Origin of the sequence: Cognatiyoonia sediminum (genome assembly GCF_900129845.1) — a bacterium.
GTDB classification, from domain to species: domain Bacteria; phylum Pseudomonadota; class Alphaproteobacteria; order Rhodobacterales; family Rhodobacteraceae; genus Cognatiyoonia; species Cognatiyoonia sediminum.
Genome location: NZ_FQXB01000003.1, coordinates 123,227 through 150,173, shown reverse-complemented (window position 1 = coordinate 150,173; position 26,947 = coordinate 123,227). Strand labels below are relative to the sequence as shown.

Here is a 26,947-nt window from a genome sequence, read left to right as displayed (position 1 = left end):
TCCCATCCCAGAACCAAAGCCCCCGTTTTGCTATTACCTATCTATGCGCTTCTCAAAGCCCCTCGATACAAGGTTTGCATTATGTCGTTGCTGGGACTACCCAGAGAATATCCGTACACGACAGCTGTTCTACTAGCTGAAATACAGCAGTACTGGAGGCTCGCTAGCACTCGTGGAACCTAACGAAGAGCGCTAACTCGTTTTCTCACCATCGGCTATATCGGTTACGACTTCCACCTTTTCAATGACTTCGACAACTCCCCGTTCCGGCTTTACGGGATCGACGAGAAGGGGAAGCATCTCTGTTCCAGTTGGCATGGCAGCCACACCCTCGGGTGGGCGTCTCCAAGTCAGCGTATCGATTGAACTGCAGTTGCTGCAAGTCGGCGTCCAGGCCAAATTTATATGCTGACAGTTATCGCAAATCCACTGTTCGCTGCGTGGCGCAGACAGGGCCTTGGCGAGCCAATCGCGCACGACGGGTTCGTCGGTGCCTTCGCCCCGTTCAATCGCGGCCATGATTGTGAGTACACGTGCTGTCGGGTCAGTTTCGACAAGGTCTCCCAGAGCCTTCCGCGCCGCGGGGAAATCCTCCGCTGACAAATTGAGTTCGGCCAGCAACAGCTTGGTTTCTGGGTGATCTGGCTTCTGTTTCGTTAGCGCACGGAACCGCTTCAGCCGCGCTTGAGCGGTTTCTTCCGGTTCAATTTTTGCAAAAGCCGCAGCCAAATCTGGATGAGGTTCGACACCCCAAGCCTTGGTCAGAATACGAGCAGCGTTCTTTGGTTTTTCGTTTTCAATGTAACCCTCAGCTGCCAAAACAGCCGCTGGAATCAGGTCAGGAGACAGGCGATTGGCTTCAATCGCCATCTCGCGGGCCTCGATATCCTTGCCTTCGTCCATCACGTCCTTGGCCGACGACAGGGCAAAAATCGCATCACGCCGACGATGGACATCGCGGGGCAAGCTACCAGACTTGAGCTTCGCATTCAGCGTTTCACGCGCACCTGTCCAATCCTGCTTTTCGGCTTGAAGTTGAAGCAAGATGTCCTGCGTTTCTTCATGCCGCGGCTTCAAGGCAAAAGCCTTTTGGGCCAGCGCCATCGCGGTATCCGTATCGCCCTCTTCCAGCTTCTGCTTCATAATTCCGCGAACACCGACAAAGCGTGTCTTGTCGTCCTCAAGAAGCTGGCGATAACTCTGCTCGGCCTTTTTCCCATCGCCGGTCATCTCAGCAGCCTGTGCCGTCAGCAATGTGGTTAGCTGCGGTTCGTTAAGGTAACGTTCCGCACGCGCTGCTTTGGTAAGCGCTAGGTGGCCTTCACCAGACGCCAACGCCATCATTCCTTCGGATAGCGCTTCGTAGCCTCGGCGCTCTCTATTGCGGTCGAAATAGCGGGAAATTGCGGTTTCATCACCATTCAGGAATTTGAACGTCGCAACCAAGAACGCGAGCAGTTTAAGCCCCAACCAAACAAGGAAAACCAAAGCGGCAAGACCGAACGCGAGCTGGATCGGTGTCAGCGTAAGCTCAGTACCGGCCATGGTGACAGTTGCGCCACCGGATACTTCCATAAGCTGCGTCGCCCCATAGGTGAGGCCGATAACGACTGCGATGAACAACAAAATCTTGATAAGGGACCAAAGCATGAAAGCAGCCTTTAATTTGAATTATATGTAGTAAAGAGGGACGATGCCGCGTCTACGGCGTCCGCACGTAGCTCCGCCCGTGCAACCCAATCCGAAACTTCTACGCGGGCGACTTCTGGAACGCTCGCGACTTCGGCCAAAGCGTCGTTCAAACGGCCCTCGTCCAGCGCGCCCTGCGCACGTGACAATATCGCATCAACAGAACCACCTTCTTGCGGCACGACGGACCTGACCGAAAATTGGTTTCTCAAGAACGCCGAGAAGCCAGTCGTTTCTTCGCCAGACGCTCCTTCCACGCGGGCCATTGTCAATGCGGCGCGTGCTGCTTCTGGAAACTCCGCCGACAAAACCGCCAACGTTGGAACACCGTCCTGAGCTTGGGTGAGCGCATCAGGGATCGGTTCATCCACGACTGCTTCCAGTTCAGCCAACACCGCTCCGAAAGGAGCGCCGGCATCGAGCGCGGTTTGAATCCGTGCCAAAGCAGATCGTGCAGTTGCCGCTTTGGCAGCAGCGACAGTCTGTTCTTCGATCGCCGCGGCTTCTTTTTGCGTTTCTTCCAACTGCTGCGATGTCGCGTCCAACATCGCCTGCATTTCAGACTGTTGAGCTGTCAATTGATCCCGCAGCGCTTGAATATCGCTTTCATAAGCGGAGGCCGCTGACTCGGACAAAGTGCCATCGCCATTGGGCTGGCGTTCAACCGTATCAACGCGTGCAGCGAGTTCAGCGATCGCGGCGGCTAGGTTTGACTGAACTTGCTCGACGTTTCCTTCAAGACCAGAAATCGCATCATTTATAGGGTTCAGATCAACTTGGCTCTGAGCGGCGAGTTCCTCCAACTGAGATTGAAGTGCCTCGACCTGACCGGGAATATCTTGGTTGGATTGGTTATACAAATAGTAACCGGCACCAAACCCAAGGCCACCGGCAACCAAACCGCCAAGCAACATCGGCATAAACGTTGATGGCTGACGTGGCGGTTCTGATGGCGGGGTTGGTGATGGCTCTGGTGCAATGACTTCTTTGGCCGGCGCTTCCGACGCTGGAGCTTCAGAAGTGTCAACTTTCGTGGCTTCCTCTACGACTTCGGCTTCTGCCTCAGTTGCGGCTTCTTCTTCCAGAGGTTCTACTGCTTCAGCAACGGCATCTTCGGCTTCTTCTACCGATTCTTCCGGTTCTTTGATCTCTTCTGCATCAATGACATCTTCAACTAAGTCATTATTTTTCGGAGAGGATTTCTTCGCCACGTTGAGTCCTTCGATAGAAAAGGGATTCTAGGAATACGGGATAAAATACCCTGCCTCGCCCTTCGCCTCAAGTAACGGCTGCGTTCCGTTACGACACCAATTTTGCGCAGGTTGCGTCCAGCATTGCTCGAAAATTGGGCGACTGGGCAATTGTAATGTCAAATTTACACCTGTCACCAAGACAATCCGCCACAGCTTCGCTCATTGCGATGATGTAGGTGTTTGAGCCGGCATTTACACCCTCTAATATCAACGTCGCGCGTGGGGAAAAGAACGGCAGGACTTTCGGCGCACCACTTTCCAAGCAGTTCGAAAACTCGGTCGTCGGCGGCAGCGGAACCTGCCGGTAGGCGACCAAACGTTCGACTTGGATGTTTGCCTGTCCAAGATCACCGATAAGGTCACCAGCGACATGCTCACCCGACACATGAAGCAAGCTCCCTTTCAGGTTTTGTGTTTTGATCGTTGAGGTGAGCTCGTTGACGTCACCACCCACGTCGATCGCCTCAAAGCCCAGCGCCCTAGCTTTTGAGGCCGACGCAGGGCCGACGCAGAAAACGGTTGAGATAGACCTGAGGCCCAGTTGGCCTGCCCTCAGAGCACCGTTCGCAGACGTGAAGATCAAGTGGTCATAGCTCGTTTTAGCGGGCTTGGTCTCAATGTCTTCTATTCGAAATGCCGGAGAAATGATTGTTTCGACACCGTGGCCAACTTTCGTCTCAACCGCCCTTTGGAATTCCAAGGACTTCGCTTCTGTTCGGCAAAGGAGCAGTGTGGCAGTGGTCATCTTGATCCGATCATTGTCGGGGTATGCGCGACATGTTACCTGAATTCGAGAATTAGCGAAGCTGCAAATGACCGATCCCGTCTACATCCTTGGAATTGAAAGTAGCTGCGATGATACCGCAGCAGCAGTGCTTCGCGCTGATGCCGACAGTCATGCGGTGCTGTCGTCCGTTGTGATAGGTCAAACCGAGCTACACAAGGCATTCGGTGGCGTGGTACCCGAAATCGCAGCGCGAGCGCATGCGGAGAAACTTGATCTCGCCGTCGAACAGGCGCTTGAAGAGGCAAACATCCAGATTACAGACCTTACAGCAGTTGCCGCCACCGCCGGTCCAGGTTTGGTTGGCGGTGTCGTGTCCGGTTTGATGTGCGCCAAAGGTTTAGCCGCTGCACTAAATATTCCATTGATCGGCGTGAACCACCTCGCAGGTCACGCGCTCTCGCCCCAGATCGAAGGCCAAAGCCCCTTTCCTTATCTAATGCTGCTGGTGTCGGGCGGGCATTGTCAGTTCCTGATCGCGAAATCGGACGACAAATTCATCCGCATCGGTGGCACGATCGACGACGCCCCTGGCGAAGCATTCGATAAGGCAGCGCGTATCTTGGGGCTACCGCAACCTGGTGGACCAGCGATTGAAGAAGCAGCCAAACAGGGCGACCCCAAGTGTTTTGATTTGCCCCGTCCACTCCTCAACCGAGACGGCTGCGACATGTCCTTCTCTGGCCTGAAAACGGCACTTTTGCGGGCGCGGGACGCTGTTTTGAACGATCAAAATGAAATCGCGCGGCAGGATCAATGTGACCTTGCTGCGTCGTTTCAGGCGGCCGTCACTGACATTTTAAAGGTCAAATCTCAATGGGCATTCCAACGCTATCTCGAATTTGAACCAAAGCACCCTTGCTTTGCAGTCGCTGGAGGTGTCGCCGCCAATCAGACAATCCGCGGCGATCTGAAGCAGGTCGCGCAAGACGCTGGTGCACAGTTTGTTGCGCCACCTATGAAGTACTGCACCGACAACGCCGCCATGATCGCCTATGCAGGTCTGACAAAATTCAAGCGGAGTGACTTCGACGGGTTCGACCTGTCCGCGCGTCCCAGATGGCCACTCGACTCTGAAAGCCCTTCGATGTTGGGGTCAGGTAAAAAGGGAGCCAAAGCATGAAGATCGCAGTTGCCGGAGCTGGCGCATTCGGAACCGCTTTGGCAATTTCTTTGGCAGATGCTGATCGCGACGTGACTTTGGTTGCTCGAAGCCAAGCTGCGGCGGACACGATCAAGATAGGTCAGGAGAACCCAAAGCTTTCTGGGTGCCCGCTTCCTAACAGTCTAAAGGTCTGTTCGGATATCGCACGCTACGAGGCGGCTGACGTCATACTGCTCGCGGTTCCAACTCAGAAACTCCGAACCTTTCTGAGCGACCATTCGTCCGCCTTATCCGGAAAATACCTCGTTGCTTGCTGCAAAGGCATCGGCCTCAAAACCTTAACAGGCCCAACCTCGATCATCGCTGAATGCGTGCCTGACTCGACTCCTGCCATCCTTACCGGACCATCTTTCGCATTCGACATCGCGCGGGGGCTCCCCACGGCACTGACGCTCGCAACCTCCAAAGGACAAGACGGCGAAGTTCTGCAAAACCTGCTCAGCACACGCGCGCTTCGTGTCTACCGCTCCGAAGATACGATCGGCGCGGAACTTGGCGGCGCATTGAAAAACGTGATCGCAATTGGCGCAGGGATCGCCATCGGAAACGGCTTGGGTGACAGCGCCAGATCCGCGCTGATGACGCGCGGTTTCGGAGAGATGCGGCAACTGGCAGAAGTCCTCGGCGCAAAGCCGGAAACATTGAACGGTCTGTCCGGTTTCGGTGATCTCGCTTTGACCTGCACGTCGGAGCTTTCTCGCAACTTCTGCCACGGCCTTGCTATTGGCAGAGGGCAAGATCCGGATGCAAAGAAAACAGTCGAAGGCATCTCAACGGCCCAAGCTGTTGTGTCTTTGGCGACCAAACACGATCTGGATTTACCGGTATGCTCTGTCGTCGATGCGATCTGCTCTGGAAAATTGACACCAAAAGAGGCGTTGACCGCACTTCTATCGAGACCCCTAAAGGAGGAATGACATGCTCGTCGCCGTAATCACCACCGACAAAGACGGCGCGCTTCAAACGCGCTTGGACAACCGCGACGCCCATCTCACCTACATTAAAGAAACAGGTGTGATCGCGATGGCTGGTCCGTTTTTGGATACTGACGGGGCCATGTGTGGGTCGTTGATTGTATTGGACGTTGATTCTGTAGATGCCGCGGAAAGTTGGGCAGAAGATGACCCTTACAACAAAGCGAGTCTGTTCTCCGACGTTCGCATCCAAGAATGGAAAAAGGTGGTTGGCTGATGGCGTATTGGCTTTTCAAATCAGAACCTGACGTCTTCGGCTGGGACGATCTGACCGCCAAAGGCGACGTTGGAGAAGAGTGGGATGGCGTTCGCAATTATCAGGCACGCAACAATATGCGGGCCATGAAAATGGGGGACCTCGGTTTCTTTTACCACTCTCGAAGCGGTTTGGAGATCGTTGGGGTCGTAGAGGTTTGCGCCGAGTCCCATCAAGACAGCACAACCGACGATGAACGCTGGGACTGCGTCGATGTTCGCGCCATTCGATCATTTGTTAAACCAGTTTCGCTCGACATGATTAAAGCAGATCAACGCCTGTCGGAGATGGTTTTGGTCAAGAATTCCCGCTTGTCTGTCCAGCCAGTCACTGACGACGAGTGGAACATCGTCTGCTCCTTGGGGGAGACAAAACCCTAGCCCTGCGACAATTTGACCGGCATACTTAGGTCAAAATAACAGGAGGGAACACGATGGGATTTCTATCAGTCATCGTCGCGGCCGTAGCCGGGTTCGCGTTTGGTGCTTTCTGGTACATGGTTTTATCCAAACCATGGATAGAGGCGGCAAACATCAAAGTTGGTGAAGACGGAAGGCCCGAAAACGACAACCCACTGCCCTATATCATGGCAGCTTTAGCGATGGTTTTGGTGGCTGGAATGATGCGCCACACATTTGCATTGTCGGGGATCGATACGGCCTCGAAAGGGCTCATTTCAGGCCTCGGCGTTGGCCTTTTCTTCATCAGCCCGTGGATCATGATCAACAATGGATATGGGGGCCGACCATTCAAGTTGACATTGATCGATGGCGGCTATGCCGCCTTCGGATGCGCGATCATCGGGCTAGTACTGACCTTGATCTAACAAAAGTGCCCGCCAAATTGGCGGGCATTTCTCTAGATATTTTAGGCTATTAGCCGTAAACAGACTCTTTACCGAAGTGTTTACACAGCATGTAGTAAACAACTGCACGGTACTTATTCCGCTCTGATTGACCGTAAGTATCCATCGCTTTGTTGATAGATTCCATCAACTCCGGACCATCAGCGAGGCCAAGTTTCTTCATCAGGTAGTTCTGTTTGACGGTCTCAAGCTCATGTTCTTGGCTCGCGGCTACGGTAGAGGCATCTGCATCATAGATCGCCGGACCACAGCCAATCGTAACTTTTGTCAGCAAATCCATGTCGGGCGTCAAGCCGCACTTATTCTTTAGATCGTCGGCATACTTCGCGATCAAATCATCTCTTTTTCCCATAATACGTCCCTCTGTTGGTACTTGGCCAAAATTGACCGGGTCTCACATACGGTTTGTTCCGCACGTATTGCGGTCAGACTAAAGGGACAAACTGGCGTGGGTAAAGGAAAATCACGGGGGAATTCCGCCATATCCTGCTCAGCGACACCCACCCCAACCGAAGACTTGGAGGTGAAAATGATCCGCATGAAGGGCGTTGAAGTCTGGGGATAAGGTCAGCCCAAACCAATCACAGGCATCATCGCGAACCGCTTTAAGATACGTAGAACGGCTATCCGATCCTTCCCAATCATCAAGTAGTCAAAGCCGCTCACCATCCATTGTCTCAAATCCAGCAACATCCAAAGCCAAAGCACGCGCATGGGTGCTCCAATTCGTGCCTTCGCCGGACGGTGCCCTGATCATGCGACAGCTGTAGCTACCCGAATGAGCAATACGGCTGATTGGACCACCAAGATATTCTTCCGCGCGGCTGTAGGCTGTGATGCTCCCAATGAGCGGTAGTCAGCGCAGTTGCGCAAGTTGTCTCAAGATCATCAAGCTGGCTCGAACCAACTGACGTGATCTTCAGCCTCGGAGAAATCCCGCAATTCGGACCATCCAGTTGATCCTCCAAAACCTCGAAATCAGCCGCATCAGATAACACCTCCAAGCAAAGAAGAGGATCCTCTAGCGTCCGCCGAAGTTTCCATGCGGTCAATGGCGTGACCGGATCGCTCACAGCCAGAGGTTCGAAGGGGTGCCATTCATCTGGCAACGGGCTTTCTGGATGAAACAAGGCAATCGGAACGGCAAACGCGATCGCAATGAATAGAAACAATAAGACCGCGCGAAGCATCTTCACGCGGTCCTCAAAGCTCTCAGGTCCGGCAAATTAGTACCGGTAATGCTCTGGCTTAAACGGCCCTTCTGGTGCAACACCAATATAATCAGCCTGTTCTTTGTTCAGCTTGGACAGCTTCACGCCGATCCGATCGAGATGCAGGCGCGCAACTTTTTCGTCCAAATGCTTCGGCAGGATGAAAACGCCCGGCTGATACTCATCACCTTTCGTCCACAGTTCGATCTGTGCCAGAACCTGGTTGGTGAAAGACGCGGACATCACGAAGGATGGGTGCCCTGTGGCGTTACCAAGGTTCAGCAAACGACCTTCGGAAAGAAGGATCAACCGATTGCCATTGGGCATTTCGATCATGTCCACCTGTTCTTTGATGTTCGTCCACTTGTGGTTTCGCAGGCTTGCCACTTGGATTTCGTTGTCGAAGTGACCGATGTTCCCGACGATCGCCATATCCTTCATTTCGCGCATATGCTCGATACGGATGACGTCTTTGTTGCCAGTTGTGGTGATGAAGATGTCCGCGTCTGCCAAAGCATCTTCAAGCAGGACAACTTCAAACCCGTCCATCGCTGCTTGAAGCGCGCAAATCGGATCAACTTCGGTTACTTTCACACGCGCACCTGCGCCGCGAAGGGACGCGGCAGAGCCTTTGCCCACGTCGCCGTAACCCATAACAACAGCAACCTTGCCGGCCATCATCGTATCGGTCGCGCGGCGGATACCGTCGACGAGGGATTCCTTACAGCCGTATTTATTGTCGAACTTCGACTTGGTGACAGAGTCATTCACGTTGATCGCAGGGAACGGCAATTGGCCGGTCTTGTGCAGATCATACAGGCGGTGAACACCCGTTGTCGTTTCTTCGGACACACCGATGATCTGCTCTTTGGTCTTTGTGAACCACCCAGGGCTGGCTTCCATACGCTTCTTGATTTGCGCTTTGATCACTTCTTCTTCCTCAGACTGAGGAACAGGAATGATGTCTTCACCCGCTTCAGCGCGTGCGCCCAACAGAACATAAAGCGTCGCGTCGCCGCCATCGTCCAAAATCAGGTTCGGACCGTCAGGGAACATGAAGGATTTGTCGAGGTAATCCCAATGTTCTTCCAATGTCTGACCTTTGACCGCGAACACGGGTGTGCCGCCTGCGGCGATGGCAGCCGCCGCGTGGTCTTGCGTCGAAAAGATATTACAGGACGCCCAGCGCACATCCGCGCCAAGTTCAACCAGAGTTTCGATCAGAACAGCCGTCTGGATCGTCATGTGCAGCGATCCAACGATCCGCGCACCGCTCAGCGGTTTGCTGGCGCCATACTCAGCCCGCAGCGCCATCAGGCCCGGCATTTCTGTTTCGGCGATATCAAGTTCTTTACGGCCAAACGCCGCGAGTTCGATGTCTTTTACGACATAATCATTGGACATTTTGTGCACCTTTGCGCTCAAGTTTCGATGGCGGATAGCACGGGTTTGAAATATCGACAACACATGGCTACTGCGGCGGATCATTTGTCGCTGAAAGAGGGTGTCGTGGCACAGAAAACAGCATGGCAAAGGATGTTATCGGGGCGACGGTTGGACTTGCTTGATCCCACGCCGATGGACATCGAGATTGAGGACATTGCGCATGGCCTGTCTTTCGTTGCGCGCTGGAATGGCCAGACCGTCGGCGACTATGCCTATTCCGTTGCTGAACACTCTATCCTTGTCGTAAAAATCTACGAACGGCTTGAGCCCAAAGCCCCAATGAAGTGGAAGTTAGCAGCGCTTCTGCACGATGCACCAGAATATGTGATTGGGGATATGATCTCTCCAGTAAAGGCAGCGGTTGGACCCGGATACGAGGATTTGGACGAGCGGCTCACAAGAGCCATTCATATCAAGTTTGGGCTGCCGGCAAAAATTCCTGCAGATGTTAAGCGCAAGATCAAAGCAGCCGACAAAATCAGTGCTTGGATGGAAGCAACCCAGTTGGCCGGTTTCTCCGAAGCCGAAGCTACAAAGTTCTTCGGTAAGGTAAGTAGCGATATAACTGGCGACCTAAAACTCACGCTTCGCCCCCCGATGGAGGTGCGTCAGGAGTTTATTGACCTTCACGCACAGCTTTTGGAGCAAATCTAATGCTGACTGTTCGCCCAATTGAACAAAAAGACGCGCAAGCCTGCGCAGAAATCATCAACCATACGATCAGTCTGGGTGGCGCGACAGCATATGAAGAACCTTTTTCAGTTGATGGGTTCGATCAGAACTACCGAGAAGACACAGCCCTTTGTTTCGTGGTGGAACAGGCGGGACGTGTCGTCGGTTTTCAAGGCTTGTTCGATGTCAGTGAGGGCGTACTTTCGGTCGGCAGTTTCACCGACCAACAAAATCCGGTTAAGGGAGCTGGCCGCGCACTGATTTAACATTCCGTCAAGGCTGCAAAAGAACAAGGGTTTCAATCGATCATCGCAAAGATCACATCAGACAACGCTTCTGGCTTGGGATACTACAGCCGATCCAGTTTCATAGATGACTACGTGATAGAACGCGACCATCAGCGTGCTGACGGTCGTTGGGTCGATCGGATTGTGAAGCGAATGGCTCTCTAACGCGGGCTTCGTTTCGCCAAAATGCGCTGAAGTGTCCGGCGGTGCATGTTCAATCGACGCGCTGTTTCAGAAACGTTTCGATCGCAAAGCTCATAAACGCGTTGAATATGCTCCCACCTCACACGATCCGCACTCATTGGGTTTTCTGGAGGCGGCGGCAATTCATCTTGGGTTGCCAATAGCGCATTGGTGACATCTGTGGCGTCCGCCGGTTTCGCCATGTAATCAGTGGCACCAATTTTAACGGCCGCAACAGCAGTTGCAATTGCCCCATATCCGGTCAAGACGACAATACGGCTTTCCGGTCTGCGGGCGCGTAGGGTTTCAACCACATCAAGCCCGTTTCCATCCTCTAGCCGCAAGTCAACGACCGCGTAAGCAGGTGGCCGCGCCATTGCGATTGTCTGCCCTTCAGCAACAGATTGTGCGGTCTCAACACTAAAGCCGCGCTTTTCCATGGCCTTGGCCAAACGCCTTACAAATGCTTCGTCGTCGTCCACCAAAAGAAGGGACGGGTCAGGACCTAAATCTGGGTTTTCCATAGACAATCCTTCGTTCCGCCTCTTGCTCTAAGTGATTTAGAGCGGCGAGGAATAGCGTCAAATCAACCTAACCAATATGACAGGCAATCCGCTCTGCAACGGCTTCGGGAGTGTCATCATTCTTGAAGAAATCGACGAAACCATCCTCCGGCGTCACGAAATAGCTAAAAACGGAATGGTTCATCAAGTAGAACTCAGGATCATCATCCGCGCGGCTGTAGACCACCTTGTATTCATTCGCGGCGGCTTTGATTTGCTCGTCAGAGCCTGTCAGGCCAACCATGTCAGGATGAAAATTATCGGTATATTCGGCCAACACTTCTGGTGTGTCTCGCGCAGGGTCGATTGTGATGAATACAGTGTTCAAATCGAGCCCTTGGTCCGCCAGTATATCTGATGTGACCGCGTTTCTCTGCGCGTCTAACGGGCAGAAGTCAGGACAAAACGTATAGCCAAAATAGATAAGCGATGGTGCGTCGATCACGTCCTGATCGGTCACTTCTACACCTGACTCATCAACCAGCGTGAACGGTCCACCAATAGCTCCGCCCGCAACCACTGATGCTGAACAGGCCGACGCGTAAGCACTGCCTCTCAGAATAAAAGCGACCGAACCCAGTAGCAACGCCCCTAGGGCAGTGGCGGAAATGATGGCGATTTTCTTATCCATTGACCTATCCCAATATTTGGTCGCATTGATCGAATGTCGCACCCCGATTAACAAGGGCAAAGCCCATCCTAAACTCACAAGGCCGCGATGAACGAAACTCAGTTCCAGATAATCCAGGAAAACCAAAGGAGCAATTGGGTTAGATTGCGTACTTTGGTCACGCTGCGTTGGTTCGCGATCACAGGCCAGATCATGGCGATCTTGGTGGCTGTCTACGTCTTTGATTTGCAGATCGAAGTTGGCCCCTGCGTCCTTGTTGTTGGCAGCTCGATCCTAGCAAATCTGTTTTCCAGTTTTCTCTATCCTGAGAACCGAAGGCTAACAGAGCGAGAAGCGACTTTGATGTTGTTGTTCGACATTATTCAGTTGTCGCTCCTTCTTTATCTAACCGGCGGCATCAACAACCCTTTCATGCTGCTCATTCTGGCACCTGTGACCATTTCCGCGACAGTCCTTCACCGTCGCAGTATGTTTGTTGTTGTGGCCGCCGCACTCTTCTGTATCGCGGTCTTAAGTCAGAACAGTATTCCAATACGCGACGCAGATGGCGCTGTCCTCGAGCTCCCAATCCTCTTCGGGTTTGGGTTTTGGGTCGCAATGACAATTGGTGTGATTTTTCTTGCTGGCTACGCCCGACAAATCACGGTTGAAATGCAAGCAATGGGCGACGCACTGGTAGCGACTCAATTGGCGCTGTCTAGAGAACAAAAGCTAACTGACCTTGGTGGAGTGGTCGCTGCGGCTGCGCACGAACTTGGGACACCACTTGCAACGATTAAACTTGTTAGCACCGAATTGGCCGAAGAGCTGGAAGATCGCAAAGATCTCAACGAGGACGTGCAACTGATCGCGGAACAAGCCGAACGGTGCCGAGAAATCTTGCATTCGATGGGCCGCGCGGGGAAAGATGACGTTCACCTGCGGACCGCGCCCCTCGAAGCTGTGGTGCGTGAAGCTGCCGAACCGCACATGAATCGCGGCAAGACCGTCCTGTTTGACGCGGCCCCGGAGGCGGAGTCTCATCTCGCCCAGCCCTCAATCATGCGCCGTCCAGAAATCATCCATGGGCTGCGGAACCTGATACAAAACGCGGTCGATTTCGCGCACGAGCGGGTCGAGATTGATATTTCATGGACCAGCAACGAGATCACAGTTCGCATCGCCGATGATGGGCTAGGCATTCCTGCGTCAGTAATTGGTCGCATCGGCGACCCTTTCGTTCGTCGCCGAAGGAAAAGCCAAGACCTTAGAAATAGACCCAACTACGAAGGGATGGGATTGGGGTTGTTCATCGCTAAAACGTTGTTGGAAAGAAGTGCGGCCGAACTCGTTTTCGTCAACGGAGATCAGGTCGGGTCCGGAAACGAACATGTTGGCGCGATCGTTACGGTCACTTGGCCGAGGGCGTCGATTGAGATGGGGCGGGCAAACATCGGCAGCGCATTGGGCGAGAACGAACTGAACTTGCCCTGAACCACGGATTAATCATAACTTAACCTTGGCGGAACAAATTTAGCTAAAATTTGTCGGTCTGGGTGATGGTAGATTCCGTACTTCTAATTTTAGCGTCGCTTATATGCTTCTGCGCTGGAATGCTCTTCGCAAATAGGCGTCGAGTCTCCGTTACGAATGACGCGGCCAATCAAATTCCGGCGCGAACGGCTTTTTTGTTCGAGGGCGAAGAACTCATTGATGCGACGCCGACCGGAAAGGACCTTTTGGCCGGTCTAGACACGTTTGGTTGCGACAAACGGAACCTCATCCTGCTTTGCGAAGACGAATATCCAGATCTCGAAATGACGTGGGACAGTTTAGAAAGTCTCGAGTCCGCCACTTTGGAACACGTTACCACCGGCGTATCCGACCTAGCAATCGCCAGATCGGGAGAGCGCATTTCGATCCGCTTCCTTTATAACCCCAACTCGCTCGGCAAAACCGTACAAGAAGACTTGTTGGCAGCTCGTGTTCAAAGCCTAAGCGAATTCATGGATAAGTTGCCCGGCATGATCTGGAGGCAACATTCCAGTGGGCAAATCTTATGGGCAAATAGGCAATACCAAGACGCTTCTGCAAAGTTGGCGAGAATTCAAACAGACGACGATCCGGCTGTTAGTCAGATGTCATTGTTTTCTCATACCCATGCAACATCGAAGCATTTGGTCGGATCAAACGAATCCTTTCAGCATATCGACAGCAACGGGCAAGACCACTGGTTTAAAGTGACAAGCATCCCGACGGATGATGGCGACCTTCATATCGCGATCGACGCCACGGAAACCGTTGAAGCCCGAAAAGCGCAAACCACTTCGCTTCGGACCTTTGTTCAGATCTTTGCACAGCTTTCCATTGGCTTTGCGATTTTTGACGAAAACAGACAGCTCTCAATCTACAACCCATCTATTTCGGAACTCTCGGGCTTGGACCCTGTGTTCTTAACCGGCAAGCCAACGCTTTTGCGGCTCGTCGAAGAGATGCGACAGAAAGGGAAAACGCCTGAACCAAAAGACTTTGAGGATTTAAGAGAGACCATTCGCAAAATAGAAAGGGCCGCCGAGGGCGGAACCTACGAATCCGTTTGGACATTGGCGGACGGTCAGAGCCTAAGGGTTACGGCGCGTCCTTATCACACAGGATCGATTGCATTGCTGATCGAGGATGTAAGTTCGGAATTGGCGCTTGCTCGCAGATACCGCACAGAAGTGACCCTCTACCAAGACCTGTTTGAATTGGTGGATAAACCGACGTTTCTCTTCTCCGCTGACGGACGTTTCATCACCAATAATGAGCGCGTCACAGCCAAAACCATCGGACCGATAGGCACGATCGGCAACATTTTTGATTTTCTGGAATTCTTAAATAGCAAAACCATTCCTGGCAGAAAACTGACCATAAAGACCTATCCGTCGCGCGTTCGACCGGCATCGGCGTAAGTCTAAATGACGGCCGATCTTTCGAACTAAGGTGTCGCCCCATGAAAGGTGGGTTCAGATGCTTCGATCTCACCCATAAGAAAGCTGCGGTCCTGAAAACACCCAAAGTTCTGGAGCGCGCAGTAAGATAGTAAGCCGCAATTCTAGTTGCGAAGGATGCCTAACCAGATAGGTTGCGGACATGTCCTCCCCCATCGCATCCTTCCAGTCCAATAGCCCCGAAGAAACGGAAGTCTTGGCAAGGCAATTTGTATCAATTGCCAAGGCAGGGGACGTCCTCCTATTGGAAGGTAACATAGGGGCCGGAAAAAGCGTTTTTGCACGCACCTTCATTCGAGAGGCGGTGGGATCGAATATTGATGTCCCCTCGCCGACCTTCACACTTGTTCAAACTTACGACTCCAACATCGGTGAAATCTGGCACTGTGACCTCTATCGCCTCACATCACCTGACGAAATCGTGGAACTTGGGTTAGATCTAGCTTTCGCCAATTCGATAACGTTGATAGAGTGGCCCGACCGATTGGGCGAAGAAGTACCATTCTCTGCGCTGCAAGTGTCGTTTCAGGTTGAAGGCGACACTCGCTCGATCAGGTTTTTTGGTGATCAGTCCTGGGCTGAGAGACTAGCATCGCTCGATGTCTGAGTTGCGGTTAAATCCTCTCAAATTTCTCAACGAAGCTGGCTTCGAACCAACCGATTTAAGAAAATTGCCAAGCGATGCGTCGCAACGGACCTATCACAAGTTCTCAAGCGGGAAAGATCGCCTCATTCTAATGGACGCGCCTCCCTCATCTAATCCAAAGACCCCAACTTTCGTCGACGTTACGGAACATCTGCTAGCTGCCGACCTAGTCGCTCCGGAAATCCTAGGGTTTGACCTCGATCAAGGCTACCTCATCCTCCGTGATTTAGGTAAAAGGACGGCTCGAGACGTTCTTCAATCAGAGCCCTTCCGCGAAGTTGAGGTTTATAAAGAGATACTGAACGCTCTCTTAAAAGTCGAAACACTGATCATCCCCGACCTACCAGTTCTGACCAACAGCACCGCTGGCGAAATGACGACTATCGCTGCCATAAGCTACGCAGATGCGCTTGAATTAGGCGCTGAAATCTCCGCCTTGGTCGAAGGTTATTTTGAGAAATATTGCGACACCGAGCGAACCCTCGCCTTAAGGGATTTCCATGTAGAGAATGTCATCTGGCGTGATGATCAAACATCAGATCGAAAAGTTGGTTTGCTCGACTATCAAGACGCTTTTTATGCCCCGAAAGGATACGATCTGATATCCCTTTTGCGAGACGTACGCGGGCGGGTATCGTTGGAAACGCAAGGCAAAATGACAGCCCTGTATAAGGAACATTATGACCTGACTCACGATTTTGACCTTCAACTTCACTGCCTTGCGATCCAGCGTAACCTGAGAATTTTAGGCGTGTTCGGTCGGCTCATTCGGGAAGAGGGAAAGGCAAGATACCTTCAGTTTCTTTCCCGTACTTGGGAACTTTTGATGGAAGATCTAGCGCCGCCAGAATTCAGCGAACTTCGAGACCTCGTCTTTGAGCATTTCCCTAAACCTACCGAAAGGCTTTTCGCCTCATGGGAGATCAAAAATTGAACATACCCATGTTGATCTATGCCGCCGGGATGGGCACTCGGATGAGGGAGCTCACGAAGGACCAACCCAAGCCTTTGATCAAGGTGGCAGGCCGCGCCCTAATAGATCACGCGATGGATGCTGCTGCATCAGAGCATATCTCAAAAATCGTCGTAAACACTCAATTCAAGGCTTCTCAAATTCACACCCATCCTTTCGAACGACCTGTTCTCTTCTCCGATGAAACTCAGCTCCTTGAAACTGGAGGGGGTCTGAAGAACGCACTGCCTCTCTTGGATTCGGAGGTGACGGCGACTTTGAACTCCGACGCTGTTTGGTCCGGCTCAAATCCGACACGCTTTGCTCTGAGCCACTGGCATTCAAGTATGGCCGCGCTCTTACTTGTTGCAGAGAAAAGCACAGTTGTGGGCCACAAAGGTTCTGGCGATTTTGACATGACCGCAGACGGCCGACTCATTCGAGGGTCACGATACATTTTTACAGGACTGCAAATTACTCAAACCGCGCTTTACGCAGAAATGAATGCCAAGAAATTCTCGTCCAACGTAATCTGGGATCAGCAGATTTTGGACGGTACACTTTTCGGCGCCGTTTACCCCGGCCACTGGTGCGATGTTGGCTATCCCGAAGCAATTCCACTTGCCGAAGATATGCTAAATGGCATTATCGCTTCTGATGAGTGATCGCCCAAAATCCAAAATCTACGGCCTGCCTCTTGGAACGAATGTAGCAGAGGCATTCGCAAGTGGGTTCCATGATTTCTGCGAAGGGCTTTCGCCCGTTCAAATCGCCAAGTCCGAGGTTTTCGTCAACACGGCGCGTATGCAAAGAAGCTTACGAGAGGCGTTTGACCGCGGGCCAGATTCCCTTGTCCCAAGAATTAAATTGCTGACCGACATCAGCTCCGACCCGTTGTTTAGCGGTGCCGAAACCGCACCAAATGCGCTGCAACTGAAACTCGAAATTTCGCGCCTGATCTCATCGCTTTTGGATGCAGCGCCCGATATTGCACCCAAGTCCTCGCTCTTTCCTTTGACCGACAGCCTCGTCAGCTTGCTCGATGAAATGGCCGAGGAAGGGGTAAGTTTCGAAGACCTGAAATCGCTGGACATTACTGACCAATCCGGCCACTGGTCCCGTGCTTTGGATTTCCTCAAAATCGTAGAGCCGATTTTGGATCAAGGCCAAATTGCCGGTGCCTTGCAACAGCAAGCGGTCGAACGACAGATTGAGCATTGGGCAGACAACCCGCCCGATCATCCTGTCATCGTTTTGGGATCGACTGGTTCACGGAAAACAACGCGCATTCTTATGAAAGCCGTCGCCGCCCTTCCGCATGGCGCAGTTCTATTGCCAGGGTTCGATTGGGCGATGCCGGCGGATGTGTGGCCGGAACTCGGAAAAGATGGTTCTTCGATCCAAGAAGATCATCCACAGTTTCGGTTTTGGAATTTCCTCCAAGAGATGGACTTGAGTGTTGTAGACGTCGAACAATGGTCGTCTTGCCCAGCGCAACACAGCCCACTCAACGATCTAATTTCGCTCTCTTTGCGACCGGCTCCTGTCACAGATGCTTGGCTTGAAGAAGGCCCTAAGCTCGGCGAATTGACCGTTGCTACAGAAACCCTGTCCTTGATCGAAGCGCCATCACCACGAGTCGAGGCAGAGGCCATCGCGATCCGGATGCGCTATGCGCTTCAAGAACAAAAAACAGTCGCGCTCATTTCGCCCGACCGAAATCTCACCCGTCAAGTTGCAGCCGCTTTGGATCGCTGGGATTTGGTGCCCGATGACAGCGCGGGTGTTCCACTGACGCTCACACCGCCCGGGCGATTGCTGTGCCAAGTTATGGATCTGTTCCTCCCACCGATGACGGCGGAAAAACTGGTAACGCTACTCAAACACCCCATCGTTCACACCGGCAACATGGACCGCGGCCAACATCTTTTACGGACCCGCGAGTTGGAGCTTTTGCTCAGGCGTTCGGGCAAAGTGAGCGTCGACGTAGAAACGCTAGGTGATTTTGCTGAAAGACGCAGAAATTCAGACCCCGAAATCGTTGTTTGGTTGGGCTGGTTGAAGAAAGCCGTATTCGACAACACAGTGTCACCTAACGCGCCCCTTGAAGACTACCTTCGCCACCACATTGCCATTGCCGAATATCTTTCTGCTGGACCGGACTCATCCGAAATGGGCGAGCTTTGGTTAGAAGCCGAAGGTCGCTCGGTGGAACAAGCCATCACTTCACTTACCGAAGCAGCGCAGTCCTCCGGCGCTGTTTCGCTTCGGGACTACACGAACCTCGTCCGCGGATATCTGGCAAACGAAACCGTTCGCAATCACGATGAAGGTCGGCCAGATCTTTTGATCCTTGGCACCTTGGAATCGAGGGTTCAATCCGCCGACCTTGTGATCCTCGGCGGGTTGAACGACGGCGTCTGGCCACCTGCCCCAAATCCAGACCCATGGCTCAATCGTCAGATGCGAAAAGACGTTGGGCTTTTGTCGCCAGATCGAAGGATCGGCCTCTCCGCGCATGATTACCAACAGGCGTTGTCTTCAAAAGAAGTGGTGATTTCGCGGTCGGTCAGAACGGCAGATTCAGACACTGTTCCATCGCGTTGGGTCAATCGCCTTGCGAACCTTCTATCCGGCTTGCCCAATAATCACGGTCCCAAAGCGCTAGATGAAATGAAAGAGCGGGGGAATGTCTGGGTTCAAGCGGCGGAAAGCCAGCTTAGCGTAACAGAGCAACCGAACCCAACGCATCGTCCGTCCCCGCAACCACCCATCAATCATCGACCAAAGCAACTTTCCGTCACCAAGATCAAAACCCTGATCCGTGATCCTTACGCAATCTACGCTGAAGCGTTGCTGCGTTTGCGTCCGTTGAACCAGCTTTCGGTTCGCCAAGAATACCAGTTGCGCGGCGTGCTGTTTCACAAGATTTTGCAGCATTTCACCGAGGCCGGGCTAACAGCGGATGCGGAAGACGAGCTTCTGAAAATCGCAGAGAAGGTTCTGCTCAAAGGCTGCCCTTGGCCTCACGTCCGCTTACAATGGGAAAGCCGCCTGAAGTCGATCATTCCCGCCTTCCTTACGCAGGAGGCCAAGCGTCAGGATCAACGAACAAAAGGCTACACAGAAGTTCGCGGCAAACTGTCATCCGATCTTCCCGATTTCACGCTCGTCGGTATTGCCGACCGCATCGACCTGACCAACGATGGTCTCGCCGCGATTTACGATTACAAAACGGGTAGCCTTCCGTCCAAACCGCAACAGCGCCATTTTGACAAACAGCTGCTATTGGAGGCCGCGATGCAGGAGCGTGGGGCCTTTGAAAGGATCACCGCAACCGCCGTCAAAGAGGCAAAGTTCCTTGGCATCGGGTCAAAAGTCGCCGCCGTCGACGCGCCATTGGATGAAGTGTCTGCGGACCAAGTTTGGGCGGACCTTCTCAAGCTCATCACCAATTGGAACGACCAAGATCGCGGATATTCCGCCCGCATCGCGATGTTCAAGAAATCGGACATTGGAAACTACGACCACCTGTCGCGCTTCGGGGAATGGAGCGTCAGTGACGATGCAAAACCGGAGCCTGTGAAATGATCCGGGATGCCGCCTCTCAAAACCAAGTCGATGCGGCCGATCCGCATCGAAACACATGGCTTTCGGCCAACGCAGGTTCTGGCAAAACGCGGGTTCTGACGGATCGCGTGGCACGGCTTTTGCTTGATGGCGTCAGCCCGCAAAACATCCTCTGCCTCACCTACACCAAAGCCGCCGCCTCCGAGATGCAAAACCGGCTGTTCCAACGGCTTGGGGCGTGGTCAATGTTATCTGATGCTGATCTGCGTAAAGATCTCCAACGGCTGGGTGCTGATGATAAATCGGGACAGATCAGCCTTTCTGAAGCGCGGTGCTTGTTCGCGCGCGCTATCGAAACGCCCGGTGGTTTGAAAATACAAACGATCCACTCTTTCTGTTCCAGCGTTCTAAGGCGGTTCCCGCTTGAGGCTGGCGTCAGCCCCCAGTTTGTCGAACTGGACGAGACCGCGGCCGAACTGTTGCAAGAAGAGTGTTTGGACGACATCGCCGAAGGGCCGAACAAAGACATTTTGCGCAGGGTGCTAGATCGGTTCCCAAGCGTAGAATTATTGAAGCTTACCGCCGCGATATCGAAGGAGAGCAGGTACTTTTTGGCGCCGTTTGATGAAGCAGGACTCCGCCGAGATCTGAGCGTCCGGCCTGATTTCAAGGTGTCTGATCTGATCGAAGCCGTGTTTGAACCGGGTTGGAAAAAGACGCTATCGGACCTTATCACCGTCCTGAGAACCAGCGGCAAAAACGATCAAAAAGATGCTGCGAAACTGGACCCCATTTGCAGCCAATCCCCTGATCTTTCGACGCTCCGTGACCTCGAAGATGTGTTTCTCTACGGCGATAAAGCGAAAGCCCCATTTGCAGCCAGAGTGGATCGCTTTCCAACCAAACCGATTCAAAAGGCGCATCCAGACCTTGTCGAAACCGTCCATGAGTTCATGGAAAGCGTTGCCGATGCGCGTGAACAACGGCTTTCTTTCCTTGCTTTCGAACGCGCGCAAACCCTGCACCAGTTTGGGTCGCTCTTTGTGCAAATCTATGAGGCCAAAAAGCTCGAGCGTGGCGTGTTAGATTTTGACGATCTAATCGAAAAGACCCTCTTCCTTCTGAAGGATTCCAAAGTCGCGCAATGGGTCTTGTACCGGCTCGATGGCGGTATCGACCATCTGCTTGTGGACGAAGCGCAAGACACCAGCCCGATCCAGTGGTCCGTGATCGAAGCGCTCACACAAGAGTTCTCCAGCGGCGCCTCCGCGCGCGAAAATCAAAAGCGCACGGTCTTCGTCGTGGGTGACAAAAAGCAATCGATCTATTCGTTCCAAGGCGCAGACCCGAAAGAATTCGACAGAATGCGCGCACATTTTGACCAAGCATTGAACGAGGCTCAAACGCCACTTCAAACGCCAGAACTTCGGCATTCGTTCCGCTCGTCTTCCGCAATCCTCAACATTGTTGACCATGTGTTCCAAGGGGATCGTGGCGATGCGATTGGCGGAACTGCGGCCCATTTTGCCTTCAACGATGATCTTCCGGGGCGGGTCGACATATGGCCGTTAATCGAGAAATCAGACGATGCGGAATACGGTCAAGATTGGTTTGAACCCATCGATACTCTGCAAGAATCCCATCACGATGTCCGCCTCGCAGAACAAATCGCGGATGAAATTGGCAAGACAATTGCGCAAGAAATCCTGCCAGTCAAAAACCGCGATACGGGTGAGATTGGCTACCGCAAAATCACCGAGGGCGATTTCCTGATCCTCGTGCAGCGCCGATCTGACCTGTTCAATGAGATCATTCGCGCCTGCAAATCGAAGGGTCTGAAAGTTGCGGGTGCAGACCGGCTCCAACTCAACGCTGAACTTGCGGTGAAGGACATTTGCGCGATCCTCAGTTTCCTAGCGCTACCGGAAGACAGCCTATCGCTTGCGAATGCGCTCAAGTCTCCACTGTTCGATTGGTCGGAACAGGACCTGTACGCCTTGGCCTACCACCGCACCGAAGATCATCTTTGGCAAGCACTGCGAAATTCAACTGAGCATCCTAAAACATTGGGTGTTCTGAATGACCTCCGATCCAAATCGGATTTCCTGCGACCCTACGAGATCATTGAACGCCTTCTAACTCGCCACGACGGCCGACGAAAGTTGCTCCGACGGCTCGGGGTGGAAGCCGCGGATGGGATCGACGCGCTTCTAACCCAAGCCATCAATTATGAATCCAAGGGAACGCCAAGCCTGACGGGCTTCCTATGCTGGCTCGAATCCGAGATGACGGAGATCAAACGCCAAAGCGACAGTCAGTCCGACGAAATTCGCGTGATGACGGTGCACGGCGCCAAAGGCCTCGAAGCGCCCATAGTTATCCTGCCTGACACAGCCGATCGCCAAAACCGGCTGCAAGATGCGATTGTTAAGTTCGACGGCCAAATTCACTGGAAGCCAGCTAGCGATGAAACGCCAAGCGCGCTTCAGGACGGGTTGAGCGCAATAAAAGATGCGCAAGAAAATGAGCGGATGAGGTTGCTTTACGTCGCGATGACGCGGGCAGAGAATTGGCTGATCGTCTGTGGGGCCGGGCAATCAAACATCGACAAGGGCAGTTGGTACGCGATTGTCGATGCCGCTTTGGATCACGCGGATCGCTTCGAGATCGTTCGCAACGGAGAAGTAATAAAGCGGGTCGAATTTGGCGATTGGCACACAACGCCGACGCTCCAAAACAAGGTAGCGAACACCTCCAGCGCACCGCTTCCAACTTTGCAATCTATCGAGCCAAGCATGCCAACCAAAACCCTATCGCCCTCCGACCTCGGTGGCGCGAAAGCACTGGCTGGTGAACCCCATTCTGAGGAAGACGGTCTTGCCCGAGGTCGTGCTATCCACCATCTGCTCGAAAATATGACAAGAGTGCCCGCTGACGAGCGCAGCAAGTTCGCGACGAAAATTTTAGCAAATCATCCGGACGGTCCAGTTTTGAACCAAAGCGACATTGATCAGACAATCGCGCTTTTGGATGATCAAAAACTGAGCTGGATTTTTGCACCAAACGCCATCAAAGAAGTCCCAATCTCCACAAATTTGCCAACGCTCAATGGCGCTCGGATGCATGGGATCATCGACCGCCTCGTCATCGAGGATGAAACCATCACCGCCGTCGATTTCAAATCAAATTCCACCACACCAACGTCGGCTTCCGAAACACCCGAAGGTATCCTGCGCCAGATGGGGGCCTATGCCGAAGCGCTCTCGCAAATTTATCCCGACAAGCAAATCAAAACCGCGATCCTTTGGACAGAAACGGCCGAAATTTTCGATCTCTCCAACGATCTTGTTTCAAGCGCACTCGCCCGCGTGAACACGCCTTGACCATTGGGCGAAGCGTTCATACTTTCGCATCCTGAAAAGATATTTTTGGAGGCCACAATGGCAACAGTCGCAGTATCCGATGCAACATTCGACGCCGAAGTGCGCCAGTCCGACATTCCAGTTGTCGTTGACTTCTGGGCGGAGTGGTGTGGCCCATGTAAGCAGATCGGCCCAGCGCTTGAAGAACTCTCTGACGAGATGGACGGCAAGGTCAAAATCGTCAAAGTCAACGTAGACGAAAACCCGAACTCCCCTGCACAAATGGGCGTTCGCGGCATCCCTGCTCTTTTCATTTTCAAAGACGGTGAAGTGATTTCCAACCGTGCCGGCGCTGCGCCAAAAGCAGCTTTGCAAGGCTGGATTGAAGAGTCTGTCTAGGACATCACCAAAAAACAATCTAGGGCGCCGTCGCGGCGCCCTTTTTTGTTGAACCTTGCCGATGCGCGCACCCATCGCCATATAGGGTCCGACAGATGAAGGATAAAATCATGGCGCAGGAAGAGTTTCCAGGCTGGCACGGCACCACAATCATCGGTGTGCGAAAAGGCGGCGAAGTTGTCATCGCAGGCGACGGGCAAGTGAGCCTTGGCCAAACCGTCATCAAAGGAACTGCAAGAAAAGTGCGGCGTCTTAAGCCCGGCGGGCATGAGGTGATCGCCGGATTTGCCGGATCAACTGCCGATGCCTTCACCTTACTGGAGCGTCTGGAAAAGAAGCTCGAAGCAACGCCCGGTCAATTGGCAAGGGCATCTGTCGAGCTCGCCAAAGACTGGCGGACAGACAAATACCTTCAAAAACTAGAAGCGATGCTGATCGTCAGCGATGGCAAAGAGCTCTTCGTCATCACAGGCGGGGGCGACGTTTTAGAACCTGAACATGATGTCACTGCCATCGGTTCGGGCGGCAACTTCGCCTTGGCCGCTGGGCGCGCACTCATGTCGACCGATAAACCAGCCGAAGAAATCGCACGCGAAGCGATGGCGATTGCGTCTGACATTTGCGTCTACACAAATGGCAACTTGACGGTCGAGTCCATCAAAGCATGATTGAACAAGACGACCTAAAGGCCGCTGTCAGCGCCGGGATCGTGAGCGAACAACAGGCTGCGTCCTTATTGACGCTGTCCCACAGCCGCCGTGGTGCCCGAGAAAACCTTGCGGCTGGCGATGAACCTTTCGAACTTTTCAAGGGGTTCAATGAAATCTTCATCGTTATTGGTCTGTGCATACTCACTGTTGGTTGGACGAGCATCAGCGCCGTGGCCTATGCGGATTCCATCAATAACCCTCAGCAAGCGGCAATTCCCTTCGGGTTGGTGGGGACGGTAATCTTATGGCTACTGTCTGAGTATTTTATCCGTCGTCGGAGGATGGTCGCACCAGCAATCGCGCTTTCCATACTTTTTGCACTGAACGCGGCTTTCAGTCTCACAGCCTATTTTGCGCAACCCTTCATGGTGGCGCAGGAAGATTTCAGCAGTCTTCCTTTGCCTTTTGCCTTGGGGACGTTCGCGCTCTTCATCTATTGGTTCCGGTTCAGAGTTCCGTTTGCGATGGCAATGATTGCCGTTGGTCTTTTCATCGTGGCCATGCTTGTCGCCGCGAGCCAAAGTGGGACACCCTCTTCATTCGAAGAAATGTTCCTCCTCTCTGCGGGCGGGCCTTTTGCATGGATCACCCTCGCACTCGGCATCGGTGTCTTTGTCGTCGCGATGATTTTTGACATGAGCGACCCGCATCGGGTGACACGCCGATCAGCAAATGCGTTTTGGCTTCACGTTGTTGCGGCTCCAGCACTCGTGAACACGATTGCGCTGTCGCTTTTGGCTTCTGAGTCAACCAGTACGAATTTGGCCTTGGCGCTTGTGCTGTTTGTCTTCGCTCTGATCGCAATCATCATCGACCGCCGATCCTTCTTGATCGCCGCAATTGGCTACGTTGTCGCCCTAGCCGCGACTGTTTTCGGTGGCGAAGGTGCGGCAACGACGATCTTAATCCTTGGCATCGCCCTCCTCTTGCTCGGTGCATTTTGGGAACGCATTCGTGCACGCCTCCTAAAGGTGCTGCCGTCTTTCGTTCCGGTTCACCGCCTCCCACCATCTGTTTAGACAGGACTGCTATGACTGACCTAACTCCCCGTGAAATCGTTTCCGAACTCGACCGGTTCATCATTGGCCAGAAAGATGCAAAGCGTGCGGTTGCAGTCGCGCTCAGAAACCGCTGGCGGCGCAAGCAACTTGGCGAAGATTTACGCGATGAGGTCTATCCAAAGAACATCCTAATGATCGGGCCAACCGGTGTAGGTAAAACCGAGATTTCGCGCCGCTTGGCAAAGCTGGCCCGCGCCCCATTCATCAAGGTCGAAGCGACGAAGTTTACCGAAGTTGGCTATGTCGGCCGGGACGTCGAACAGATCATCCGTGATCTGGTTGAAGCGGCGATTGTTGAGACACGTGAACACATGCGGGAAGACGTAAAGTCCAAAGCGTTGGAAGCGGCAGAAGACCGCGTGATTTCAGCCGTTGCAGGAACCGATGCACGAGACTCAACGCGCGAGATGTTCCGTCGGAAGCTGAAATCTGGTGAGCTTGATAACACCGTGATCGAGCTGGAGTTGACCGACACCTCAAACCCTTTGCGCGGCTTCGAAATCCCCGGCCAACCTAGTGCAGGTATGGGCGGCATGATGAACCTTGGCGATTTGTTCGGCAAAGCGATGGGTGGCCGAACCGTCAAGAAACGGATGACAGTCGCGGAAAGCTATGAAGCCTTGTTGGCAGAAGAGGCGGACAAATTGCTAGACGATGAAACCGTCACTAAGGCAGCTTTGGAAGCTGTGGAACAGAACGGCATCGTCTTTCTAGACGAAATCGACAAAGTCTGCGCGCGGGCAGATGCACGCGGCGCAGACGTCAGTCGCGAAGGTGTCCAACGTGACCTGCTGCCACTGATCGAAGGCACCACCGTCAGCACCAAACACGGCCCGATCAAAACGGACCACATCCTTTTCATTGCATCCGGTGCATTCCACGTAGCAAAACCATCCGACCTCCTACCGGAGCTTCAAGGGCGCCTTCCGATCCGAGTGGAACTCCGCGCCTTAACGGAAGAGGATTTTGTCCGCATTCTGACCGAGACAGACAATGCACTAACGCTGCAATATTCAGCGTTGATGAAGACGGAAGACGTCACGGTTTCCTTTGACGAAAGTGGGATCGCGACCTTGGCCAAGATCGCAGCCGAGGTAAACGAGTCGGTCGAGAATATTGGCGCACGGCGGCTCTACACCGTTATCGAACGGGTTTTTGAGGATTTGTCGTTCACAGCGCCAGATCGATCCGGCGACGAGATCGTGATCGACGCCGCGTTTGTCGAAGAACACCTTGGCGAATTAGCCCGATCAACTGACGTAAGCCGTTACGTGCTTTAGGGCTTTCATGATCTCCTAA

At 53.2% G+C, this 26,947-nt stretch carries 26 protein-coding genes and 1 pseudogene; 18 read left to right on the top strand and 9 right to left on the bottom strand.

The window, feature by feature from the left end; all coding sequences use genetic code 11:
* Positions 1-192: 192 nt before the first annotated feature.
* The 3 genes from BUA85_RS11190 to BUA85_RS11180 all read right to left on the bottom strand — a co-directional run bounded on the left by BUA85_RS11190 (position 193) and on the right by BUA85_RS11180 (position 3,687).
* Positions 193-1,650, bottom strand: a complete 1,458-nt coding sequence (locus tag BUA85_RS11190) for a heme biosynthesis protein HemY (protein ID WP_072901137.1) — start codon at positions 1,648-1,650, stop codon at positions 193-195.
* 11 nt (positions 1,651-1,661) lie between these two features.
* Positions 1,662-2,900 (bottom strand): COG4223 family protein, encoded by a 1,239-nt coding sequence (locus BUA85_RS11185; protein WP_072901136.1) that lies wholly within the window; start codon positions 2,898-2,900, stop codon positions 1,662-1,664.
* An 88-nt stretch (positions 2,901-2,988) separates the two neighbouring features.
* Positions 2,989-3,687: a uroporphyrinogen-III synthase gene (locus BUA85_RS11180; RefSeq protein WP_072901135.1), complete on the bottom strand. Its 699-nt coding sequence runs from the start codon at positions 3,685-3,687 to the stop codon at positions 2,989-2,991.
* Positions 3,688-3,754: 67 nt separating this feature from the next.
* On the opposite strand from BUA85_RS11180, the gene tsaD reads away from it, so the two are divergent.
* From tsaD to BUA85_RS11155, 5 genes are read left to right on the top strand one after another with little or no spacing between them, the layout of a single operon-like run.
* The gene (tsaD, locus tag BUA85_RS11175) at positions 3,755-4,849 is read left to right on the top strand and encodes a tRNA (adenosine(37)-N6)-threonylcarbamoyltransferase complex transferase subunit TsaD (protein ID WP_072901134.1); all 1,095 of its coding nucleotides are present in this window, start codon (positions 3,755-3,757) and stop codon (positions 4,847-4,849) included.
* On the top strand, positions 4,846-5,808 hold the full coding sequence (locus BUA85_RS11170) for an NAD(P)H-dependent glycerol-3-phosphate dehydrogenase (protein WP_072901133.1): 963 nt from the start codon (positions 4,846-4,848) through the stop codon (positions 5,806-5,808). The genes tsaD and BUA85_RS11170 overlap by 4 nt, the downstream gene beginning before the upstream one ends.
* A 1-nt stretch (position 5,809) precedes the next feature.
* The gene (locus BUA85_RS11165) at positions 5,810-6,082 is read left to right on the top strand and encodes a YciI family protein (protein ID WP_072901131.1); all 273 of its coding nucleotides are present in this window, start codon (positions 5,810-5,812) and stop codon (positions 6,080-6,082) included.
* The gene (locus tag BUA85_RS11160) at positions 6,082-6,501 is read left to right on the top strand and encodes an EVE domain-containing protein (protein ID WP_072901489.1); all 420 of its coding nucleotides are present in this window, start codon (positions 6,082-6,084) and stop codon (positions 6,499-6,501) included. The genes BUA85_RS11165 and BUA85_RS11160 overlap by 1 nt, the downstream gene beginning before the upstream one ends.
* 53 nt (positions 6,502-6,554) lie before the next feature.
* Complete coding sequence (locus BUA85_RS11155; RefSeq protein WP_072901129.1) at positions 6,555-6,947, top strand: DUF1761 domain-containing protein; 393 nt, start codon at positions 6,555-6,557, stop codon at positions 6,945-6,947.
* Positions 6,948-6,996: 49 nt separating this feature from the next.
* Here BUA85_RS11155 and BUA85_RS11150 read toward each other — a convergent pair whose 3' ends face one another.
* The 4 genes and pseudogenes from BUA85_RS11150 to ahcY form a co-directional block, all read right to left on the bottom strand.
* Complete coding sequence (locus BUA85_RS11150; RefSeq protein ID WP_072901127.1) at positions 6,997-7,338, bottom strand: DUF2853 family protein; 342 nt, start codon at positions 7,336-7,338, stop codon at positions 6,997-6,999.
* A 138-nt stretch (positions 7,339-7,476) separates the two neighbouring features.
* Positions 7,477-7,773, bottom strand: a pseudogene (locus BUA85_RS17095) (extensin family protein).
* Positions 7,757-8,182, bottom strand: a complete 426-nt coding sequence (locus BUA85_RS16525; protein WP_131802795.1) for a hypothetical protein — start codon at positions 8,180-8,182, stop codon at positions 7,757-7,759. Before BUA85_RS16525 ends, BUA85_RS17095 begins: the two are co-directional and overlap by 17 nt.
* A 30-nt stretch (positions 8,183-8,212) precedes the next feature.
* A complete protein-coding gene (gene ahcY, locus BUA85_RS11140) occupies positions 8,213-9,601 on the bottom strand; it encodes an adenosylhomocysteinase (RefSeq protein WP_072901487.1) in 1,389 nt (462 codons plus the stop codon).
* Positions 9,602-9,664: 63 nt separating this feature from the next.
* Between ahcY and BUA85_RS11135 the strand changes: the two genes are divergently transcribed.
* Positions 9,665-10,297: an HD domain-containing protein gene (locus tag BUA85_RS11135; RefSeq protein ID WP_072901485.1), complete on the top strand. Its 633-nt coding sequence runs from the start codon at positions 9,665-9,667 to the stop codon at positions 10,295-10,297.
* Complete coding sequence (locus tag BUA85_RS11130) at positions 10,297-10,581, top strand: GNAT family N-acetyltransferase (protein WP_072901125.1); 285 nt, start codon at positions 10,297-10,299, stop codon at positions 10,579-10,581. The genes BUA85_RS11135 and BUA85_RS11130 overlap by 1 nt, the downstream gene beginning before the upstream one ends.
* 182 nt (positions 10,582-10,763) lie before the next feature.
* Here the strand turns inward: BUA85_RS11130 and BUA85_RS11125 are convergent, their stop codons facing one another.
* Positions 10,764-11,309: an ActR/PrrA/RegA family redox response regulator transcription factor gene (locus BUA85_RS11125; RefSeq protein ID WP_072901123.1), complete on the bottom strand. Its 546-nt coding sequence runs from the start codon at positions 11,307-11,309 to the stop codon at positions 10,764-10,766.
* A gap of 67 nt (positions 11,310-11,376) precedes the next feature.
* On the bottom strand, positions 11,377-11,979 hold the full coding sequence (locus tag BUA85_RS11120) for an SCO family protein (protein ID WP_072901121.1): 603 nt from the start codon (positions 11,977-11,979) through the stop codon (positions 11,377-11,379).
* 87 nt (positions 11,980-12,066) lie between these two features.
* Between BUA85_RS11120 and regB the strand changes: the two genes are divergently transcribed.
* From regB to hslU, 11 genes are all read left to right on the top strand, one after another.
* Entirely contained in the window at positions 12,067-13,452 is a 1,386-nt protein-coding gene (gene regB / locus BUA85_RS11115) for a sensor histidine kinase RegB (protein WP_072901119.1), read from the top strand.
* Between the two features lie 65 nt (positions 13,453-13,517).
* A complete protein-coding gene (locus tag BUA85_RS11110; protein WP_083526259.1) occupies positions 13,518-14,909 on the top strand; it encodes a PAS-domain containing protein in 1,392 nt (463 codons plus the stop codon).
* 181 nt (positions 14,910-15,090) lie between these two features.
* On the top strand, positions 15,091-15,555 hold the full coding sequence (gene tsaE / locus BUA85_RS11105; RefSeq protein ID WP_072901116.1) for a tRNA (adenosine(37)-N6)-threonylcarbamoyltransferase complex ATPase subunit type 1 TsaE: 465 nt from the start codon (positions 15,091-15,093) through the stop codon (positions 15,553-15,555).
* Positions 15,548-16,528, top strand: a complete 981-nt coding sequence (locus BUA85_RS11100; RefSeq protein ID WP_072901114.1) for an aminoglycoside phosphotransferase family protein — start codon at positions 15,548-15,550, stop codon at positions 16,526-16,528. The genes tsaE and BUA85_RS11100 overlap by 8 nt, the downstream gene beginning before the upstream one ends.
* Complete coding sequence (locus BUA85_RS11095) at positions 16,510-17,211, top strand: nucleotidyltransferase family protein (RefSeq protein ID WP_072901112.1); 702 nt, start codon at positions 16,510-16,512, stop codon at positions 17,209-17,211. Before BUA85_RS11100 ends, BUA85_RS11095 begins: the two co-directional genes overlap by 19 nt.
* A complete protein-coding gene (addB, locus tag BUA85_RS11090; RefSeq protein ID WP_083526258.1) occupies positions 17,186-20,137 on the top strand; it encodes a double-strand break repair protein AddB in 2,952 nt (983 codons plus the stop codon). Before BUA85_RS11095 ends, addB begins: the two co-directional genes overlap by 26 nt.
* Positions 20,134-23,499, top strand: coding sequence for a double-strand break repair helicase AddA (gene addA / locus BUA85_RS11085; protein ID WP_072901108.1), 3,366 nt, complete (start codon positions 20,134-20,136; stop codon positions 23,497-23,499). Before addB ends, addA begins: the two co-directional genes overlap by 4 nt.
* Before the next feature lie 57 nt (positions 23,500-23,556).
* Complete coding sequence (trxA, locus tag BUA85_RS11080) at positions 23,557-23,877, top strand: thioredoxin (protein ID WP_072901483.1); 321 nt, start codon at positions 23,557-23,559, stop codon at positions 23,875-23,877.
* Positions 23,878-23,987: 110 nt separating this feature from the next.
* Complete coding sequence (gene hslV, locus BUA85_RS11075; RefSeq protein WP_072901482.1) at positions 23,988-24,545, top strand: ATP-dependent protease subunit HslV; 558 nt, start codon at positions 23,988-23,990, stop codon at positions 24,543-24,545.
* Positions 24,542-25,606, top strand: a complete 1,065-nt coding sequence (locus tag BUA85_RS11070) for a hypothetical protein (protein ID WP_072901107.1) — start codon at positions 24,542-24,544, stop codon at positions 25,604-25,606. Before hslV ends, BUA85_RS11070 begins: the two co-directional genes overlap by 4 nt.
* Positions 25,607-25,617: 11 nt before the next feature.
* Positions 25,618-26,928 (top strand): ATP-dependent protease ATPase subunit HslU, encoded by a 1,311-nt coding sequence (gene hslU / locus BUA85_RS11065; protein WP_072901105.1) that lies wholly within the window; start codon positions 25,618-25,620, stop codon positions 26,926-26,928.
* Positions 26,929-26,947 lie beyond the last annotated feature (19 nt).